The sequence below is a fragment of the Variovorax defluvii genome, assembly GCF_039541515.1.
GTDB lineage: Bacteria > Pseudomonadota > Gammaproteobacteria > Burkholderiales > Burkholderiaceae_C > Variovorax > Variovorax defluvii.
In genome coordinates this window covers 87,539-104,997 of record NZ_BAABGJ010000079.1, presented here as the reverse complement: position 1 = coordinate 104,997, position 17,459 = coordinate 87,539, and the positions used below count along the sequence as shown (strand labels likewise).

General features: G+C 65.5%; 16 protein-coding genes. 6 read left to right on the top strand and 10 right to left on the bottom strand.

Translation table 11 applies throughout. From position 1 onward, the window contains the following. Window positions 1–421 precede the first annotated feature (421 nt). The 3 genes from ABEA07_RS22805 to ABEA07_RS22795 are packed head-to-tail and all read right to left on the bottom strand — an operon-like array spanning window position 422 to window position 3,008. The gene (locus ABEA07_RS22805) at window positions 422–1,909 is read right to left on the bottom strand and encodes an aldehyde dehydrogenase (RefSeq protein ID WP_345540746.1); all 1,488 of its coding nucleotides are present in this window, start codon (window positions 1,907–1,909) and stop codon (window positions 422–424) included. Window positions 1,910–1,919: 10 nt separating this feature from the next. Further along, complete coding sequence (locus tag ABEA07_RS22800) at window positions 1,920–2,222, bottom strand: YciI family protein (protein ID WP_345540744.1); 303 nt, start codon at window positions 2,220–2,222, stop codon at window positions 1,920–1,922. A gap of 24 nt (window positions 2,223–2,246) precedes the next feature. After that, window positions 2,247–3,008 (bottom strand): SDR family NAD(P)-dependent oxidoreductase, encoded by a 762-nt coding sequence (locus tag ABEA07_RS22795; protein ID WP_345540743.1) that lies wholly within the window; start codon window positions 3,006–3,008, stop codon window positions 2,247–2,249. A gap of 2 nt (window positions 3,009–3,010) precedes the next feature. On the opposite strand from ABEA07_RS22795, the gene ABEA07_RS22790 reads away from it, so the two are divergent. Beyond that, entirely contained in the window at window positions 3,011–4,024 is a 1,014-nt protein-coding gene (locus ABEA07_RS22790; protein ID WP_345540742.1) for a LysR family transcriptional regulator, read from the top strand. Here the strand turns inward: ABEA07_RS22790 and ABEA07_RS22785 are convergent. Together ABEA07_RS22785 and ABEA07_RS22780 are read right to left on the bottom strand one after the other, a co-directional pair. Then, a complete protein-coding gene (locus ABEA07_RS22785) occupies window positions 4,011–5,000 on the bottom strand; it encodes a Bug family tripartite tricarboxylate transporter substrate binding protein (RefSeq protein ID WP_345540740.1) in 990 nt (329 codons plus the stop codon). The genes ABEA07_RS22790 and ABEA07_RS22785 overlap by 14 nt on opposite strands. Before the next feature lie 260 nt (window positions 5,001–5,260). Continuing rightward, entirely contained in the window at window positions 5,261–6,247 is a 987-nt protein-coding gene (locus ABEA07_RS22780; RefSeq protein ID WP_345540739.1) for a LysR family transcriptional regulator, read from the bottom strand. Window positions 6,248–6,394: 147 nt separating this feature from the next. Here ABEA07_RS22780 and ABEA07_RS22775 point away from each other — a divergent pair, with 147 nt between their 5' ends. Beyond that, the gene (locus tag ABEA07_RS22775; protein ID WP_345540738.1) at window positions 6,395–6,952 is read left to right on the top strand and encodes a flavodoxin family protein; all 558 of its coding nucleotides are present in this window, start codon (window positions 6,395–6,397) and stop codon (window positions 6,950–6,952) included. A gap of 18 nt (window positions 6,953–6,970) precedes the next feature. Next, window positions 6,971–8,029 (top strand): NAD(P)-dependent alcohol dehydrogenase, encoded by a 1,059-nt coding sequence (locus ABEA07_RS22770; protein ID WP_345540736.1) that lies wholly within the window; start codon window positions 6,971–6,973, stop codon window positions 8,027–8,029. Between the two features lie 96 nt (window positions 8,030–8,125). Here ABEA07_RS22770 and ABEA07_RS22765 read toward each other — a convergent pair whose 3' ends face one another. After that, window positions 8,126–9,748 (bottom strand): GMC family oxidoreductase, encoded by a 1,623-nt coding sequence (locus ABEA07_RS22765; RefSeq protein ID WP_345540735.1) that lies wholly within the window; start codon window positions 9,746–9,748, stop codon window positions 8,126–8,128. 267 nt (window positions 9,749–10,015) lie between these two features. Between ABEA07_RS22765 and ABEA07_RS22760 the strand changes: the two genes are divergently transcribed. The 3 genes from ABEA07_RS22760 to ABEA07_RS22750 all read left to right on the top strand — a co-directional run bounded on the left by ABEA07_RS22760 (window position 10,016) and on the right by ABEA07_RS22750 (window position 13,919). After that, complete coding sequence (locus tag ABEA07_RS22760) at window positions 10,016–11,014, top strand: Bug family tripartite tricarboxylate transporter substrate binding protein (protein WP_345540733.1); 999 nt, start codon at window positions 10,016–10,018, stop codon at window positions 11,012–11,014. Window positions 11,015–11,110: 96 nt separating this feature from the next. Continuing rightward, window positions 11,111–12,421, top strand: coding sequence for an NAD(P)-binding domain-containing protein (locus tag ABEA07_RS22755; RefSeq protein ID WP_345540732.1), 1,311 nt, complete (start codon window positions 11,111–11,113; stop codon window positions 12,419–12,421). Window positions 12,422–12,497: 76 nt separating this feature from the next. Next, window positions 12,498–13,919, top strand: a complete 1,422-nt coding sequence (locus ABEA07_RS22750; RefSeq protein ID WP_345540731.1) for an aldehyde dehydrogenase family protein — start codon at window positions 12,498–12,500, stop codon at window positions 13,917–13,919. 88 nt (window positions 13,920–14,007) lie between these two features. Here the strand turns inward: ABEA07_RS22750 and ABEA07_RS22745 are convergent, their stop codons facing one another. From ABEA07_RS22745 to ABEA07_RS22730, 4 genes are all read right to left on the bottom strand, one after another. Next, window positions 14,008–14,799, bottom strand: coding sequence for an acyl-CoA dehydrogenase family protein (locus tag ABEA07_RS22745; protein ID WP_345540729.1), 792 nt, complete (start codon window positions 14,797–14,799; stop codon window positions 14,008–14,010). Window positions 14,800–14,817: 18 nt separating this feature from the next. Then, on the bottom strand, window positions 14,818–15,168 hold the full coding sequence (locus ABEA07_RS22740) for an acyl-CoA dehydrogenase family protein (RefSeq protein WP_345540727.1): 351 nt from the start codon (window positions 15,166–15,168) through the stop codon (window positions 14,818–14,820). Between the two features lie 141 nt (window positions 15,169–15,309). After that, entirely contained in the window at window positions 15,310–16,326 is a 1,017-nt protein-coding gene (locus ABEA07_RS22735) for a LysR family transcriptional regulator (RefSeq protein WP_345540725.1), read from the bottom strand. 74 nt (window positions 16,327–16,400) lie between these two features. Then, complete coding sequence (locus ABEA07_RS22730) at window positions 16,401–17,273, bottom strand: Bug family tripartite tricarboxylate transporter substrate binding protein (protein WP_345540748.1); 873 nt, start codon at window positions 17,271–17,273, stop codon at window positions 16,401–16,403. Window positions 17,274–17,459 lie beyond the last annotated feature (186 nt).

The window sequence follows — 17,459 nt, the reverse complement described above, 5'->3', positions numbered from 1 at the left end:
TGGCATATGCAACCCCTGGTGAAGGATCGCCACAAGATGCCATACGAGGCCAAACTTATCAAGACTATACGTGGCCGTATTTATGAAGCTGCCTACTTAGCTGTTCGCGCCGACCGAAATTTGAGCCGGTTTTGCGGGTAGTGCCGAAGTAAAACTGAGCCAGGTGTTCAACCTACCCTGCTGTTTTTTAAGCGGCGGGGTTCAAGGACTGATCACTATGGACATGATTGGCAAGATCCGACGGCTGCACGCGAGGGACAGCTGTCGGAGCGCGAGATAGCGCGCAGGACGTCATTGCTCTTGCCCGGAAACAGGCCCAGGCCGACCCAGCGCTCCATCGTTGAGGAAACTTGCCGAGAAGATGGCGCTTGCTCTCCCTTCAAGTGAGGTGGGTACTCCGCAGCGCAAGATTTCCGGAGCGTCACCGCTGCACGAACGCGTTGGCCGGCCCGCCCGACGCGGTCGAGATCATGACGCTCTTGGTCTCCAGATACTCGTCGATCGCCTCGATGCCGCCCTCACGTCCCAGGCCCGACTGCTTCATCCCCCCCACGGGCACCATGAAGCTGTAGGCACGGTAGGTGTTGACCCAGACCATGCCCGCGCGCAGCGCCTTGGACATGCGAATGGCGCGGCCTGTGTCGCGCGTCCAGACGCCGGCGGCCAAGCCGTAGACCACGTCGTTGCCGATCCTCACCGCTTCTTCCTCGTCGTCGAAGCCGATGATGGACAGCACGGGGCCGAACACTTCTTCCTGCGCGATGCGCATGCCGTTGGTGACGTCCGTGAAGATCGTGGGCTCCACGAACTGCCCGCAGCCCAGAGCGTCCCCCGTTGCAGGCCGCCCGCCCAGGATGCAGCGTGCGCCGTCGTCGCGTGCCCGCTGGATGTACTGCAAGACTTTCTCGTACTGGGGCCGCGTTGCGATCGGGCCGATCTCGGTGTCGGGCCGCATGGGGTCGCCAAGTTTCAGGCCGCGCGCCATGTCGAGCAGGCGCTCGGTGAAGGCCTGCTTGATGCTGTTGTGCACGAGCAGCCGCGAGCCGGCGGTGCACATCTGCCCCGACGCGGCGAAGATGCCCGATACGGCCCCGATGCAGGCCATGTCCAGGTCTGCATCCTCGAACACGATGTTGGGCGACTTGCCGCCGAGTTCCATGGACACCCGCTTCATGGAGCGCGCCGCCGCCTCGTAGACCCTGGCACCCGTCACGTCCGAGCCCGTGAAGGTGATCTTGGCTACGTCCGGGTGCTCGACCAGCGGCGAGCCGACCTCGTGGCCCAGGCCGGTGACGACGTTGATGACGCCGTCCGGCAGACCGGCCTCCTTGGTCAGCGCCGCGAACTCCAGCGAACTGGCCGAGGCAAACTCGGACGGTTTGAGGACCACGGCGCACCCCGCCGCCAGCGCCGGCGCGCATTTGATCGTGAAGAAGCCCAGTGGCGAGTTCCAGGCGGTCAGCGCCGCCACCACGCCGACGGGCTCGCGGTAGGTCATTGCCAGCATGTCGGGCTTGTCCACCGGCAGCACGGCGCCCTGCACCTTGTCGGCCAGGCCCGCGAAGTAGTGCCAATGGCCGGGCAGGTAGGCCAGCTGGCCTTGCATCTCGGCCAGGATCTTGCCGTTGTCGCGCGACTCGGTCTCGGCCAGAAGCCGGGCATGGCGCGGCTCGGCCATCAGGTCGCCGATGCGACGCAGCACCGCGCCACGCTCGCTGGCGCTCATCGTGCTCCAGGGGCCCGTGGTCATGGCCGCGTGCGCCGCGGCAACGGCGCGATCCACGTCCTGCCGGTTGCCCTTGGGGATGCGTGCCCAGGCCTGGCCGGTGTAGGGGTCAACCGTTTCCAGCCATTCGCCGCTCGCCGGGTCGGCGTGAGTGCCGTTGATCCAATGCTGGTAACTCTTCATCGTGGTCCTTTCACGCCGTGACGCGGCGATGGTCGAAGACGAACTTCTTCCAGCGGCGAATGGTGTAGTGCTTGAAGATGCCGTGCAGGAAAAAGGGGTCGTTCTCGATGTATTCCACCGCCTCGCGCCGGTGCTGCGCGTCGAGGATGACCAGGCCGCCATCCGGGAAGTCGTCCTCGTCCGGGAACAGGCCGCCGCTGGCGATGATGCGGCTGGCGTGGCGGGTCACGTAGTCGGTATGGGTCTGGCGCAGGCTGCTCTTCCTGGCCTTGTCGGTTCCCGGGGCGTCCTCGAAAGTGATGACGTAAGGCATGGCGTGCTCTCCGTTCGGCGGGGATCAGTAGGAGGGGATGCAAGCCGTCTGCCCGCCGTCGACGGTGACGACGGTGCCGGTCATGAAGCTGGCGTCGTCGGTCAGCAGGAAAGCCGCGACCGCCGCGATCTCTTCGGGCCGGCCTTCGCGGCCGACCGCATGGGCCGCGCGGATGCGCCTGGCTTTCTCGGGGTCGTCGAACATGTAGGCGGTGAATGGCGTGTTGATCATGCCGGGCGCGATGCCGTTGACGCGGATGCCATACGGCCCGAGTTCGGCGCCCATGGTGCGCGTGATGCCGGTCACGCCGAACTTGGAGGCGACATAGGGCAGCCGGTTGGGCACGCCCATGAGGCCCGCGCCCGAGCTGATGGTCACGATCGCGCGCGCGTGAGTGTCGTCCCGCACGGCCCGCGCAAAGGCCTGGCACATCAGAAAGGTGCCGTCCAGGTTGACCGACATCACCTGCTTCCACGACTCGGGCTCGCAGTCGAGCACGTTGCCGACGCCCTTGATGCCCGCGCAGTGCACCAGGCCGTGCAACTTGCCGAACTTGCGCCGCGCCGCCGCCACGAAGGCCTCGGCCTGCCGGGCGTCGGTCACGTCGAGCGCGGCGGCGTGGATGCGGTCGGGGGCATAGAATTCGGACAGGCCGGCCAGGGCGTCCTGGTTGACGTCGGCGAGCGCGACGGAGGCGCCCTCGGCGTAGAGGCGTCGGACACAGGCAGCGCCGATGCCGCTGCCGGCTCCGGTCACGATCACGGCCTTGCCTTCGAATCGATTCATGCTTGAACTCCTTGGGGTTGATTGAGAATCCGGGCCGTCATGCACTGCGCACCCGTACATATGGTGTTCACCTGATGGTTTCCTCTCGATTCACGCAGAGACAGCTCAGCGCGTTCGTCGCCGTAGCCGACGTGCGCAACTTCGGCCGGGCCGGCGAGCGGCTCAATCTGTCGCCGTCCGCGGTGAGCCAATTGGTCTCCGAGCTCGAATCCGCTGTCGGTTTCCGCCTGTTCGATCGCACGACGCGCAGCGTCGCGCTGTCGCCCGCGGGCCGCGAGTTCCATGCCTCGGCCAAGGACGTGCTCAAGCGGATCGAACTGGCCCAGATCGCGGCCGACGACATCCGGAACCGGGCGGCTGGCGTCGTGCGTGTCGCGGCGCCGATGATCATGGCCAGCACGGCGCTGCCGCATGCGATCAGCGCGTACAAGGCCATCCACCCCAAGGTGGTCATCCGCATTCGCGATTCGGCCGTCGACGCGCTGATCGACAAGGTCGCCAATGCCGAGGTCGATCTGGCGGTCGGCTCGGACCGGGTCATCGGCGATCAGGTGGCACGCCATCCGCTGTTCCGCAGCGCATGGGCGCTGTGGTGCGCGGCCGGCGATCCGTTGGCCTCCCGCGAGCAAGTGTCCTGGGCCGCGCTGCGGCTGCAGCCCCTGGTGCTGGCGGGCTACGACCACGAGCGCTCCATTGCCTTGGCGCACGCGGGCGGCGGCGGTGGTGAGAACAGCCATGTCAACATCGTCGATGTGGTAGGGAATATCAGTACTGCGTTCGGCATGGCCGCGGCGGGGCTGGCGGTGACGATCGCGCCGACCTACACCGGCTCGCTGGCGCGAACCTTCGGCCTGGCCATGTGTCCCATCGCCGAACCGCCGGTCATGCAGCAGGTCTGCCTGTTCCATTCGGCGAGCCGGGTGGTGTCGCCAGCCGCCCAGGGCTTCCTCGAGCACCTGGTGGCATGGTTCGGCGGTTCCGACGATCCCAACGCCTGGGGTCTCAGTCGAGTTTGATCCGCTTGCCGACTTCACGCCACTTGGCCACGTCCTTCTCGATGAACTGCCGTAGATCATCCGGCGTCGACGAACTGGCCCGCACATTGCCATTCTCCAATTGCGCCACCACGTCGGGCATGCGCGAGATCCGGGTGAACTCCTCGTTGAGTTTGCGTGTGACAGCCGCGGGCATGCCGGCCGGCCCCAGCACGGCGTAGATCGCATACACGCCGTAGTTCTTGAGCGCATCGGCCACGTTCTCTTCGTTCAGCGCCGGCACGTTTGCCAAGGCCTTGGCGCGCTGGTTGCCAGTGACCACCAGGGGCTTGATCCTGCCGTCGTTGATGAAAGGCGTGCCGGTGGCCACGGTCGGAATTCCGAAGTCCGCATTGCCCGCAGCGACCTCGCGCACCACGTCCGCGTCTCCCTTGTAGGGCACGTGGGTCATCGAAATGCCGGTCAAGGCCATGATGTATTCGGTCAGCAGATGGTTGCCGGCACCCACGCCGGCGCTGGCATAGTTGAGCTGGCCCGGCCGGGCCTTCGCGTAGGCGATGAATTCCTGCAGATTGTTGACCGGCAGGCTCTTTTTGACCGTCAACACGGCGTTCACCTCGCCGAGCTTGGCGACGTGCGTGAAGCTCTTGACGATGTCGTAGGGGATGTTGGTCCTGACGCCAGGGCCCATGGTCAGCGCGCCGGACGTGCCGAGCCAGAGCGTGTGGCCATCGGGCGCGGCCATCGTGACCGGCTGGGCGGCCAGTTGTTCGAAGGCTCCCGGCTTGTTCTCGACGACCACCGGAACGCCCAGGGCTTCCTGCAGCTTCTGGCCATAGACGCGGGCGATGAGGTCGGCGCCGCCGCCGGGCGCATAGCCGACGAGGATGCGGATCGGCTTGCTGCCGAAGGGGATCTGCGTGCCTTGCTGCGCGACCGCGCCGAGAGCGCAGCAACATAGCACTGCCCCCACGATCCGTCGGCGGACACGTTGCATGTGGCTGGCGCTTGCCCCGTCTTTGGGTGCGACCGGCTCCGTAGGGTGTGCACGCAGTGCGACCGTGAACATGTATGTCTCCTTTTTCGTTGGACTTTGCTGGCTGTCTCCATCTATTTTTCTGGCGACCACTCTTGACAACAAGCGACGAATTTCGAGCGATCTTTCAGGCGATCTGAACAATCGCCGCCCAGCATGCCGGGTCGGTGCAGACGCGTCCCTGGGCAGCCACTGACGCCTGCGTCAAGCCAGAAGCAGCGTCAAAGCCTCGTGAGTTCTGATTCGGCGGCAATGCCCGCGTGCTCAGCCAGAGCCTCCAGCGGCACATGCAATGTGCTATTCGCTGCAAATGCTTCGAGGAGGTACTCCACCACGACTCGAACGCGAGGAGCGATCAGGGCGCGATGCGGGTACTGGATCACCATCTCATAGCTGCCCGGATGATGTTGCCGATGCAGGACGACCTTCAACCTCTCGGCCACCAAGTGCTCCCAGGCGAGATGGACGGCGACCTGCGCCACGCCGATGCCGTTGCATGCGGCCTCGATGAGGGTCTCCGGTGCTGAGAGCGTCAAGACCGCCGAGTCCGTCGGATCGAGCGTGGTGATGCTGCCGTCGGCTGTCTGGAAACTCCAGGCATCCACCGCGCCGCTCAGGAAGCGCCGTGCGACCAGCCTGTGGTGCTGCAAGTCCTCGACCTTGCCTGGTACGCCATGGCGGGAAAGGTAGCCGGTCGATGCGACCAGCACCGTGTTGAGCTGGCACACCGAGCGCGATACCAGCGCGGAATCCCGGATGTGGCCACCACGCAGGCCCAGGTCATAGCCGTCACGGACGAGATCCACCACACGGTCGTCGAAATCCACCGAGATCGACAGCCCTGGGTATCGCTCCAGGAGACCGGGGAGGATGGGCATCAACTGCTCCTTCCCGAATGCGGCGCTGGTCGAGATGCGCACACGCCCGTTCGGTTCGGCGCGCTGGGCGGCGACAGCATCGACGGCGGCATCGAGGGCTTCGAGGGCGACCCGTGCCTGCCGAAGAAACACATTGCCTTCGTCCGTGAGGCTGAGGGTTCGCGTCGTGCGATTCAGCAGACGAACCCCCAGTGCAGTCTCCAGGCTGGCGACGTTCTTGCTGACGGCGGCGGAGGTCAACCCCAGCGCCCGCGCAGCCGCGGCAAAACTGCCGGCATCTACTGCTTGGACGAAGGAAAGGATGGCTCTTACCCGATGCGATGAATCCATGTGGCCTGCCCGGCATGCCGCGCACTCGAAAGGCAGCAGATGCGCCAACCATCAACTCTGAGTTAATAGTAAATCAACCAGTCGTCTACTTCTGGTTAATTGTAATGCCGAGCACCATGCGAACAAGACTTGAAAAGGAGCTATCCAATGTCTGTTTGCATCATCTACGACAGTGGCACGGGCCACACCAAGCAGCAGGCCGAGGCCGTCGCCGAAGGCGTTCGCAGCGTCCCCGGGGCTGCAGCCCGATTGATTGCCGTAGCCGACGGCCCGATCGACTGGAAGGCGCTTGCCGCCAGCGACGCCATCATCTTCGGCTCGCCCACCTACAACGGCACCGTCAGTGCCCGCTTCAAGAAATTCATGGAGGACTCGACCCGGACCGCCTGGGTGCCGCAGACCTGGCGCAACAAGCTCGCCGCCGGTTTCACCAACTCCGGGTCCATGCACGGTGACAAGCTCAACTCGCTGGTGGCACTGGCTCTGTTTGCGGCTCAGAACGGCATGGTCTGGGTGGGCCTGGACCTGTTCCCGGGCAAGAGCAATGAAGAACTGAACCGCGTCGGCGGCTGGTTGGGCGCGATGGCGTTTTCCAAGGATGAGTCGCCGGAACTGTCGCCGATCAAGAGCGACCTCGATACTGCCCAGTATCTTGGCAAGCGCGTCGCCGAAATCGCCCAGCAGTTCGTCGCCGGTCGCGGCTGATCGACGGAAGGTCTCAGCATGCAAACGCTCGGATATGCCGCCCGCTCGGCGACGGAGGCCTTGGCCTCATTCCGCTTCGACCGGCGCGAGCCGCGCCCGGATGACGTCGTCCTCGACGTGCTCTACTGTGGCGTCTGCCACACCGACCTGCACATTGCCCGCAACCACGCGGGCTACACCCGCTACCCCGTGGTGCCCGGCCACGAGATCGTCGGCCGCGTGACCCAGGTCGGCAGCGCGGTGACCGGCTTCAAGGTCGGCGACACCATCGGCGTCGGCTGCATGGTCGATTCCTGCCAGCACTGCAACCCCTGCCGGCAGGGTGACGAGCAGCACTGCGAGCAGGGCCCGACCTTCACCTACAACGCCGTCGACCGCCACGACGGGCAACCGACCTACGGCGGGTACTCGAAGCAGATGGTGGTGTCCGAGAAGTTCGTCCTGCGCATCCCGGATGGGCTCCATCCTGCCGGTGTCGCGCCGCTCCTGTGCGCCGGCATCACCACCTGGGAGCCGCTGCACCGGTGGAAGGCCGGCCCGGGCAAGCGAGTCGCCGTGGTCGGCCTGGGCGGCTTGGGACACATGGCACTGAAGCTGGCCAAGGCGCTCGGTGCCGAGGTCACGTTGTTCACCCGCTCGCCGGGCAAGGAGGCCGATGCCCGGCGCCTGGGCGCTGACCATGTGGTGCTGTCCTCCGATGCCGGGCAGATGGGCGCGGTCGCTGGCCACTTCGACTTGATCGTCGACACCGTGCCCTACGAGCACGACGTCAACCCATACCTGCCGACACTGCGCTTCAACGGCACGCTGGTGCTGGTCGGCTACATGGGGCCGTTGAACACGCCGGTCTCTGCTGGCGCATTGGTGTTCGGGCGCAAGGCCATCGCAGGCTCCTTCATCGGTGGCGTTGCAGCGACCCAGGAGATGCTGGACTTCTGCGGCGAGCACGGCGTCGTCTCGGACGTCGAGGTGATCCCGATCCAGCAGATCAACCAAGCCTACGAGCGCCTGCTCAAGAGCGACGTGAAGTACCGGTTCGTCATCGACATGGCGTCGTTGCAGATCGAACAGGCGTGAGCTGACGCCCGCGCCCACGCAATGACACGAAGAGACGGCGCCGTGAGGTGCCCGCGGCGGCCGGCGAAAGCGCCGTTGAGCCGGCTCATCCGGGACTCACACGCCAGCGCCGTCGTCGTGAGTCGCCAAGATCAGGTCTGCGGCTTTCTCGCCGATCATGAGGCAGGTCGCGTTGATGTTGCCTGAGGTGATCCTCGGCATGATGGACGCATCGGCAATGCGCAAGCCCCTCACGCCACGCACGCGCAGCGCCGGATCCACCACCGCGCCGGGGTCGTTGCCCATGCGGCATGTGCCGCATGGGTGGTAAATGGTGTTCGAACGGTTGCGCACGTAGTCCAGAATCTGCTCGTCGGTGGTCACGGCCTTGCCCGGCAGGTACTCCTCGGAGACCAACTCTTTCATCGGCGACGTGGCGAGCACCTCGCGCACCTTGCGCACTGCGCGAATGAAGAATTGCCGGTCCTCCTCGGTCGCGAGGTGGTTGGGGTGGATCGCCGGGGGCGTGCGCGGATCCGCATCGCGCAGTTCGACGTGGCCGCGGCTGCTCGGCCAGGACTGTGTGACCGACACGGTGAACGCAGAGAACGGATGCGGGTACTGCCCGATACCCGGCACACTGAACGGCATGAGGAACGCCTGCGCGTCCACGCGCGATTCGCTCGCCCGGGTGCGGAAGAACATGCCGGCGTGCGCCGATGCGAAGGTCAGCGGCCCTTGCCGCTGGAACGCGAAGCGGGCGCCCATGAGCAGCCGCTTCCACCAGCTGCGCAGCTCATCGTTCAATGTGATTGGCGCACGGGTCTTGCTGACGACGCGAATGGCCAGGTGGTCCTGGAGGTTGCGTCCCACTTCCTCGCTCTGCGCAACCATCGGCACACGGTGGGCCTGCAGTTGCGCCTCGGGACCCACGCCCGATAGCAAGAGCAGCTTGGGTGTATTGAGCGCGCCCGAGCACAGCACCACTTCGCGGGACGCGGAGGCGCGCTTCAAGTTGCCGCGCGCATCCCGGTACGCGACGCCGACCGCAACCTGGCCGTTGAACAGGACGCGCTCGACCTGTGCTCTCGTTTCGATGCTCAGATTGGAGCGGCGCCTGGCTGCGCGCAGTGCGCCGATGGCGGAGTTGGAGCGCAGGCCGCGCCGCACCGTGTGATCGTAGACGCCGATGCCGTCCTGCCGCTCGCCGTTGAAATCATCGTTGCGCTCGAGTCCGGCGTTGATCCCGGCCGCGATGAATTGATCGCACAACACCGACGGCGTTCGCGACTTGGTGACACTCACCGGGCCGCCCTTGCCGTGCAACGGCGTGTCGCCCAGGTAATGGTCCTCCGATTTGCGGAAGTACGGCAGGACATCGTTCCAGCCCCAACCGTCGCAGCCGGCCTCTTGCCAGTCGTCGAAGTCCTCACGCTGCCCTCGCACATGCACCATGCCGTTGATCGCACCTGAGCCGCCCACCACCTTGCCGCATGCCAGGTACACGCGGCGATCGCCCAGGTGCGGGACCGGTTCGGTTTGGAAGGCCCAGTTCACCTTCTTGTTGGTGATGGTCTTGCCCACCCCCAGTGGAATGTGGATCCAGGGGTTGCGGTCCCACCCACCTGCTTCCAGCAGCAGGACGGAGTACTTTCCGCTTTCGCTCAGGCGGCTGGCCACGATGGCGCCGGCACTGCCCGCGCCGACGACGACGAAGTCAAAAGGCACATCGGTCTGCATGGGCTCCTTTTGCAGAGTGAGTGGAACCGGCGAGCCGCCGATCCCTTGGCAAAAGTCGCAAAGTGTCGGCCGCAATCGTCGGCACATTCGCAAGCTGTGCTTGAAAGTGTTTAAAGCCCGCTGCCGCGCTGGAGGCGGCGTGGCCTGCATAGCATCGCGTCATCCACCGCCCGCGGCGTACGGGCGCAGGTACGCGAGTCCGCATCAGCGACACATCTTTCTCATTTGCAATCACGACCGGTTTCATCCGGCACAGGAGACATCAACATGCAGATCGGCGGCCCCCTTTCGCGACGCAAGGCGCTTGCCGGCATTGGCGCACTTTGCCTGGCGTCCACTGCCCAAGCCGAGGGTTTCGGCTCCAAGCCGATCCGCATCCTGGTCGGTTTCAGCGCCGGCGGATCCACCGACGCGTTGGCGCGCATCTATGCCGCCAAGCTGGGCGAGATACTGAACACCTCCGTCATCGTGGAAAACAAGCCGGGCGCCATGCAACTGCTGGCGGCCCGGCCGGTCATGGCCGCACCGCCCGACGGCTACACGCTTTGGGTCACCAGCAGCAGTGCGCTCTCCCAAACGCCGGGTGTGCGCAAGGACCTTCCGTACGATCCACTGAAGAACTTCACGCCGCTGGCCGAGATGGCAGATGCCGAGGCGGTCTTCGTCGTGCGGGCGGAGACGGGCCTGACATCCGTGCGGGAGGTGGTCGCGTTCGCCCGCGACAAGCCGGGCAAGCTGAACTACGGCTCGGCCGGCGTCGGATCGGCCAATCATCTTCTGACCGAGTACTTCAAGGTCCTGACGGGCACGAATCTCACCCACATCCCGTACAAATCCGATCCTGACGTCGTTCGCGAAGTCATCGGCGGTTCGGTGGACGTGGCCATCGTCGTGGCCAATGCCGTCCTTGCGCACGCCCAGAACCCCAAGCTCAGGCTGCTCGGCGTCACGGGCTCTCAACCTCTGGCGGCCATTCCCGACGTCCCGTTGCTGACCCAAAGCGGTGTCAAGGAACTGCGGGAACTGGGAACGTACCTCTTCTATGGAATCCTCGGCCCGTCGGGCATGCCGCAGGCCCTGGTGCAGACGCTGAACGAGGCCGTCGTGCAAGCATCGAAGTCGCCCGACGTCGTCGCCAAGCTCGAGAAGCAGTTCTTCAAGCCAACCGGCAGCACGCCGGCCGAATTCCGCCAGCACATCGAACGCGACCTCGCCATCTGGAAGCGCGTTGGCGCCAACGTCAAGCTGACCGAGGGCAACACCTGAGCCGCGGCCCCAACCACATGAACACGCCGTCGCCCGCACGCGGAGTTCCGGGTGATCGCAGTCCATCTTTGTCGCGCCCCGGGGGAACGCAGCAGCATGAACAGCATGACACTTGATGATGTCCGTGTAGGCTACATCGGGCTTGGCGCCATGGGCGGCAGACTGGCCCGTCGCCTGCAGAAGCAAACGCGGCTCCACGTGTGGGATCTGAATGCAGTCCAGGTGGAGGCGATCGCGCAGGAAGGGGCCCAGGCGGCGCCCGACGCGGCCGAACTGGCGCGATGCTGCGACGTCGTTTTCCTGTCGCTGCCGCGAACCCAGGACGTCGAGCAACTGGTCTTCGGTCCGCGTGGGCTGATGGGTGGCTTGCGTCCCGGCATGCTCGTGATCGACCAGACCAGCGGCGCTCCCGAAGCCACGCGGTCCATCGGCGAGCGGCTTCGGGCGAACGGCGTCGCCATGGTGGATGCACCGGTTTCCGGCACGCCGGCCGCAGCCGCGGCCGGCGAATGCACCGTGCTGTATTCAGGTGCGCCGCAGGACGTCGACCGGGCGCTGCCCTGGCTCAAAGTCATCAGCGCCAAGCTCTTTCCGTGCGGCGTCAGGCTCGGCGATGCGCAGGCCGTCAAGCTGATCAACAACACGATCAATACGGGCTGCAGGGCGGCCACCCTCGAGATGGCGGCCCTTGGTGGCAAGTGCGGGCTGCGCCTGAAAGAAATCGCCGATGCGCTGAACGAAGGTGAAGGCTGCAACCGGCCATCCCAACTGATGTTGACGGCGCTGGCCGACGGACGCGTGTCGACGAACTTCGCGCTGAAGCACGTCGTCAAGGACATCAACCAGTGCCTTGAAATGGCGACACCTCTTGACGTTCCGATGCCCATTGCCGGCGTGGTGCGCGGAGTGCTTCAGGTCGGCTGCAACACGCTGGGGCCCGCGGCGCAACTGGAGGACATCGTCTCACTGACCGAGTCGATGTGCGCGGCGCCCATCCGCCCCGCGAAGACCGAGCAGGCCGTTCTCGAAGGAGCCGAACGCGCAGGCCTGCTGAAGCTGATCGACGGGGCCGTGGCTGCCTGCAACGAACGAGTGACGCGGGAGGCACTGGCAGTCGGCGTGAAAGCCGAAATGGACCTGGGACGGATGCTTGCGGCGATTCGTGCAAGCTCCGGTTGGAGCCGCGCCCTCGACCGCATCGACGCTGAAGAGCTGCACCGCGGATGTGGAAGCGGCGGCAGTGACGTGCTGGCGCGTGACGCTCTTCGCAGGGTCTTTGCACTCGCAGTCGAACTGGAAGTACCCCTGTTGATCGTCAACGGAGTGCGCAGCAGCATCGAGGCAATCGTCGTCGATGGCGTCGGTAGCCGGCAGGACTTGCCAGCGCTCGCCTCGGCGGCGTGCTGAAAACCGCGCCAGCGCGCGCAGGATGGTGCCGCGCGCTCGAATCCCATTCATCCCGCACACCCCGAAGGAGTTCCTCATGAAGTCGTACAACCAGTTCTACATCGATGGCGAGTGGGTCGATGCCGTGCAATCACGACGCAGCTTCAAGCTGGTCAACCCGGCGACGGAAGAAGTCTTCGCTGAAATCGCGCTGGGCGACGAACACGACGTCGACCGGGCGGTGAAAGCCGCGCGCCGGGCGTTTGCGAGCTTTTCCCAGACCACGCCGGCCGAACGAGCGGCGCTCCTGCGCCGCATCGCCGAGACGATGGGCCGGCGCGAGGCCGACTTGATGGCCGCCGCCACGCAGGAGATGGGCACGCCGCTCAGTTCGGTCAGCCATGCACGCTTGTCGGTGGAGCAGTTCAAGCAAGGCGCCGCGGTGCTGGACCACTATGCCTTCGAGCGCATGCTCGGCACCAACATCATCCGCCGCGAGGCGATCGGCGTTTGCGGCCTCGTCTCGCCCTGGAACTGGCCGATCCAGACCATTTGCACCAAGCTCGCCTCGGCCCTGGCCGCCGGATGCACCGTGGTCCTGAAGCCCAGCGAGTACACGCCGATCTGCGCGCTGCTGATCGCCGAGATCCTGCACGAGGCCGGTGTGCCGCCCGGCGTGTTCAACCTCGTGAACGGCGACGGGCCCACCGTCGGCCGTGCGATGTCGACGCATCCGGATATCGACATGCTGTCCTTCACCGGCTCCACGCGCGCCGGCATCCAGGTCGCGCTCGATGCGGCACCGACCGTCAAGCGGGTGTGCCAGGAGCTTGGCGGGAAGTCCGCGCACATCATCCTTCCCGATGCCGATCTGGCCGCGGCCGCACGCTTCGAAATCGCGCGCGGCTGCGGCAACTCCGGGCAGTCGTGCCATGCGCCCACGCGGGTGCTGGTGCATCGCGACCAACTGGAGCAGGTCCTCGCATTGCTGGCGGAAGAGGCGAACAAGCTGGTGGTCGGCGATCCGACGAAGCCCGAGACGAACCTCGGCCCGGTGGTCAACCGCTCGCAGTACGAGCGCATCCAGGGCTATATCCGCAAGGGCATCGAGGAGGGCGCACGCCTGGTGTGCGGCGGCCCGGAGCGGCCGGCCGGCCTGGAGCGCGGTTTCTACATCCGGCCCACCGTGTTCGCCGACGTCACGCCGCAGATGACCATCGCGCGTGATGAGATCTTCGGCCCGGTGCTGTCGGTGATCAGCTACCGCGACGTGGATGAGGCGGTCGCCATCGCCAACGACTCCCCCTATGGCCTGGGCGGCTACGTGTTCGCCTCGACGCCCGCGCGGGCCCGCGACGTGGGCGTCCGCTTGCGGGCCGGCCGCATCATCTGCAACGGCGCGCCGGGCAACCAGGTCGCGCCGATGGGCGGCTACAAGCAGTCGGGCAATGGCCGCGAGATGGGCGTCTTCGGCCTCGAGGAGTTCCTCGAAGTCAAGGCCATGATCGGCTTCGCCTGAGAGCGTCCGGCCGAAGCGCTGCCGGATGGCCGCCAGGGCCTGACAACAGGCCCTGGCGGCCCTTGCAAGGCGGAACCAGGCGCGATGCTCAATAAGACTTCGGCAGTCCCAGCACCTTGTCCGAGATGAAGTTCAGCACCATCTGCTGGCTGATCGGCGCGATCTTCAGCAGCCGGGTCTCCATCCAGAAGCGCGAGACGTGGTACTCGGTCGACATGCTGAAGCCGCCGTGGAACTGCATCGCCCGGTCCGCCGCCTCGAAGCCGGCTTCGGAACCGAGGAACTTTGCCGCGTTCGCCTCCGGCCCGCATGGCTTGCCTTCGTCGAACAGCCTGGCGGCCTTCTGGGTCATCAGGTCGGCCGCCTCCAGGCGGATCCAGCTGTCGGCGAGCGGGTGCGCGACGGCCTGGTTCTTGCCGATCGGGCGGTCGAAAACGATGCGGTCCTTGGCGTACTGCACGGCCAGGTTCAGCGCCCCGCGGCCCAGGCCGATGGCGGTGTAGGCGACCGCGATCCGCTCGGGGTTGAGGCCGTCGATCAGGCAGCGAAAGCCCTTGCCTTCCTCGCCGACGATCTCGTGCTCGAACACCTCGAAGTCCTCGAACACCACTTCGTTGCTGTCGACGGCATTGCGCATGATCTTGTCGATGGCATTAATCTCGACGCCCTTCTTGCCCTTGAGCTGGGTCAGGAAGAGCGTCATGCCGTCGAACGGCCGTTCCGGGTTGCGGGGGCTGGTGCGGGTCAGCAGGAGGATGCGGTCCGCGTTCTTCGCATTCGAGATCCACACCTTGCGGCCGTTGACCAGGTAGCGCTTGCCGTCCTTCTTCGCGAAGGTCTTGAGGCGCGAGGTGTCGACTCCGTTGTCGGGCTCGGTCACGCCGAAGCACATCATCTCCTAGCCAGTCGCCAGCTTGGGCAGGAATTCCTTCTTCATCGCTTCGGAGCCGTGGTGGATGACCGGTCCCGGCGGAAAGACGTAGTACTGGAAGGCGGAATTGGCATTGAAGCCGCAGCGCTGGCCGAGTTCGTCGAGCACCACGCCGACCTCGGTGAGGCCGAGGCCCATGCCGCCGTACTCCTCGGGCATCAGGATGCCGAGCCAGCCGCCCTGGGCCAGCGCGTCCTTGAAGTCCCAGGGGAACTCCTTGGCCATGTCTTTCCGCCGCCAGTAATCAAGATCGAACTGCCCGGCGATCTTGCGGATCGAGTCGCGGATCATGTCGAGTTGGGATGGGTCGAGGGCCATGGGGTTGCTCCAGTCTTGTCGTTCGATGCATATGCAGGGCGCAGCGATGCAAGCGCGGCGACAATGCATTATGCATAATACGTACTTTGCGGCGAAACTGTACACGCGTCTCGGAGCAGGCGGGCAGGCCTGCTCCGGATGTCAGCACTGGCCGGAGCTCAGGTCCGCTCCGAGTGCTTCGATGTGCGTGATCAGGTCCTTGCTTGCCTGGTCCAGTGGAGCGCGTTCGCGGAAGATGACCGCAATGTCCCGCTTCATGACGGGAAGGACGATGGGCAACGGCTTGATGGCGCCGCCGTGGCTGTCGTCGGAGACGGAGTGCGATGGCAGCAGCGCCAGATGCTCGCTGGATTCCACGAGCGACTTGGCGAAATCGACGGAGCCGCACTCGACCAGTTGGGCAGGAACCTTGATGCCTTCTGCAGCCATGATCTTCTCGAGCACGTTCCGCTGCGCCCACCCGACCATGGGGCAGACCCAGGGATACTGCGCAAGGTCGGCCAGAGTGGCCGCCTCCAGCTTGAAGAGCGGATGGTCGGCGCGTGCGTAGACGCGCAGCCGGTCCCTGAACAGGACACGCTGCTTGAGGCCATCCGGAAAGATGTCGAAGAACTCCGTCTGGCCCACGATGAAGTTGAACTTGCAGCGCAGGAGGCCGAGGAGCAGCTCGACCTGGACGCGTTCGACGACGCGGATCAGGGTGTCCGGGTGCTGCAGACGCCATCGACCGACCGCGCGCGGGATCACGTTGCTGCCAAGCGTCGGCAAGGTGCCGAGGGTGATGGTGCGATCCGTCCCGGCGTTCGCTCTGATCTGCCCTTGCGCCGATTCCATCTCGTCCTTGATCTGACGAGCATGCGCATAGATGAGCTCGCCGGCGGCGGTTGGAATGATCCCGGCGGGTCCGCGCTGCAGCAACGTCATCCCGAGTTCTGCTTCGAGCCTGTCCATCGACTTGGTCAGTGCCGGCTGCGAAACAAGAAGGATCTTGGCGGCTTTGGCGAGGCTGCCCTGCTCGATGATCGAAGCCAGCTGCAGCAGCTTTCGTGGGTCCATGATGTCTCCGATCGTCCCGCCTGTTCCTGGAAGGAACAGTGTAAGGCGGGCGAACGATCGAATCTCATGCCGCAGGCGCCTGGACGCCGCTGCGGAATTCATCTCCGCGGCGCCGCCGAGGGGGCACGCGGATGCTGTACCTTGCCTGGGCAACGAGAGACGGGACGAGGAACGGGTCAGTTGGTGTCGGTGATGCCGTTGTCCTTGATGACCTTGCCCCATCGGGCCGCTTCGCTCTTGATGTAAGCGCTGATGGCCGCCTGGTCCCGGGGCTCGACGTTGAATCCACTCGCTGCGAGCTGCTCCTGAACCGCCGGATCCTTCAGGGCCTTGGTGAATGCATCACCGAGCTGTGCGACCGTCTGCGGCGGCGTGCCCGCTGGAGCCAGGAAGGCATACCACAGCCGCGGAGAGAAGTCCGCAAACCCCGCGCTCTTCATGGTCGGCACACCGGGCAATGCCGGATGCGGCGCGTCGGAAATGACCGCCACGGCCCTCGCCCTGCCGCCCTTGGCGAGGGATGCGGCCTCGGCGGTCGACGAGAAGAACATCTGCACCTGGCCACCCACGAGCGCCTGGGTGGCATCCGGATTCCCGCGGAACGGCACGTGAGTTCCGGTGGCGCCTACGTCGTTGAGAAACCGTGCCGCGGAAAGATGCGCCATTGTGCCGACACCGCCGGAGGAATAGGCAATGCCGTTGGGCGCCTTGGCGGCCTTGACCACATCGGCCAGGGTCTTCAGGTCGGAAGAGGCGGGAACGATCAGTGCCATCGGGAACGAACCGACGCCGACGATGGGAACGAAGTCGCGCTGAAGGTCGTAAGGCAGCTTCTCGCGCAGCACGCTGATCACGACACCGGATGCGGTGAGGCTGAGCAACGTGCAACCGTCCGGCTTTGCCTTCGCGACGAAGTCCGTGCCGATCGTCGTGCTGGCACCTGCCTTGTTCTCGACGACGAAGGACTGGCCGAGCAGCGCCCCGGCCTTGTTGCCGACGATCCGGCTGACCACGTCGCCGCCGCCGCCCGCCGGGTTCGGGACGATCATCTTGACCACGGGGCAGCGCACCTGGGCTGCCGCGTTTCCGAGGCCGAAGGCATGCGCCGCGCCCATCAGTGCGATTGCGCACCACCACTTCTTGCCAGATTTCACGTCCATTGCTCCTGTCATCGTTATGCGCGCCGCGCCGCGGTGTGGAGTTTAGGCGGCACTGACCCGTCGTGACAGCGTCGC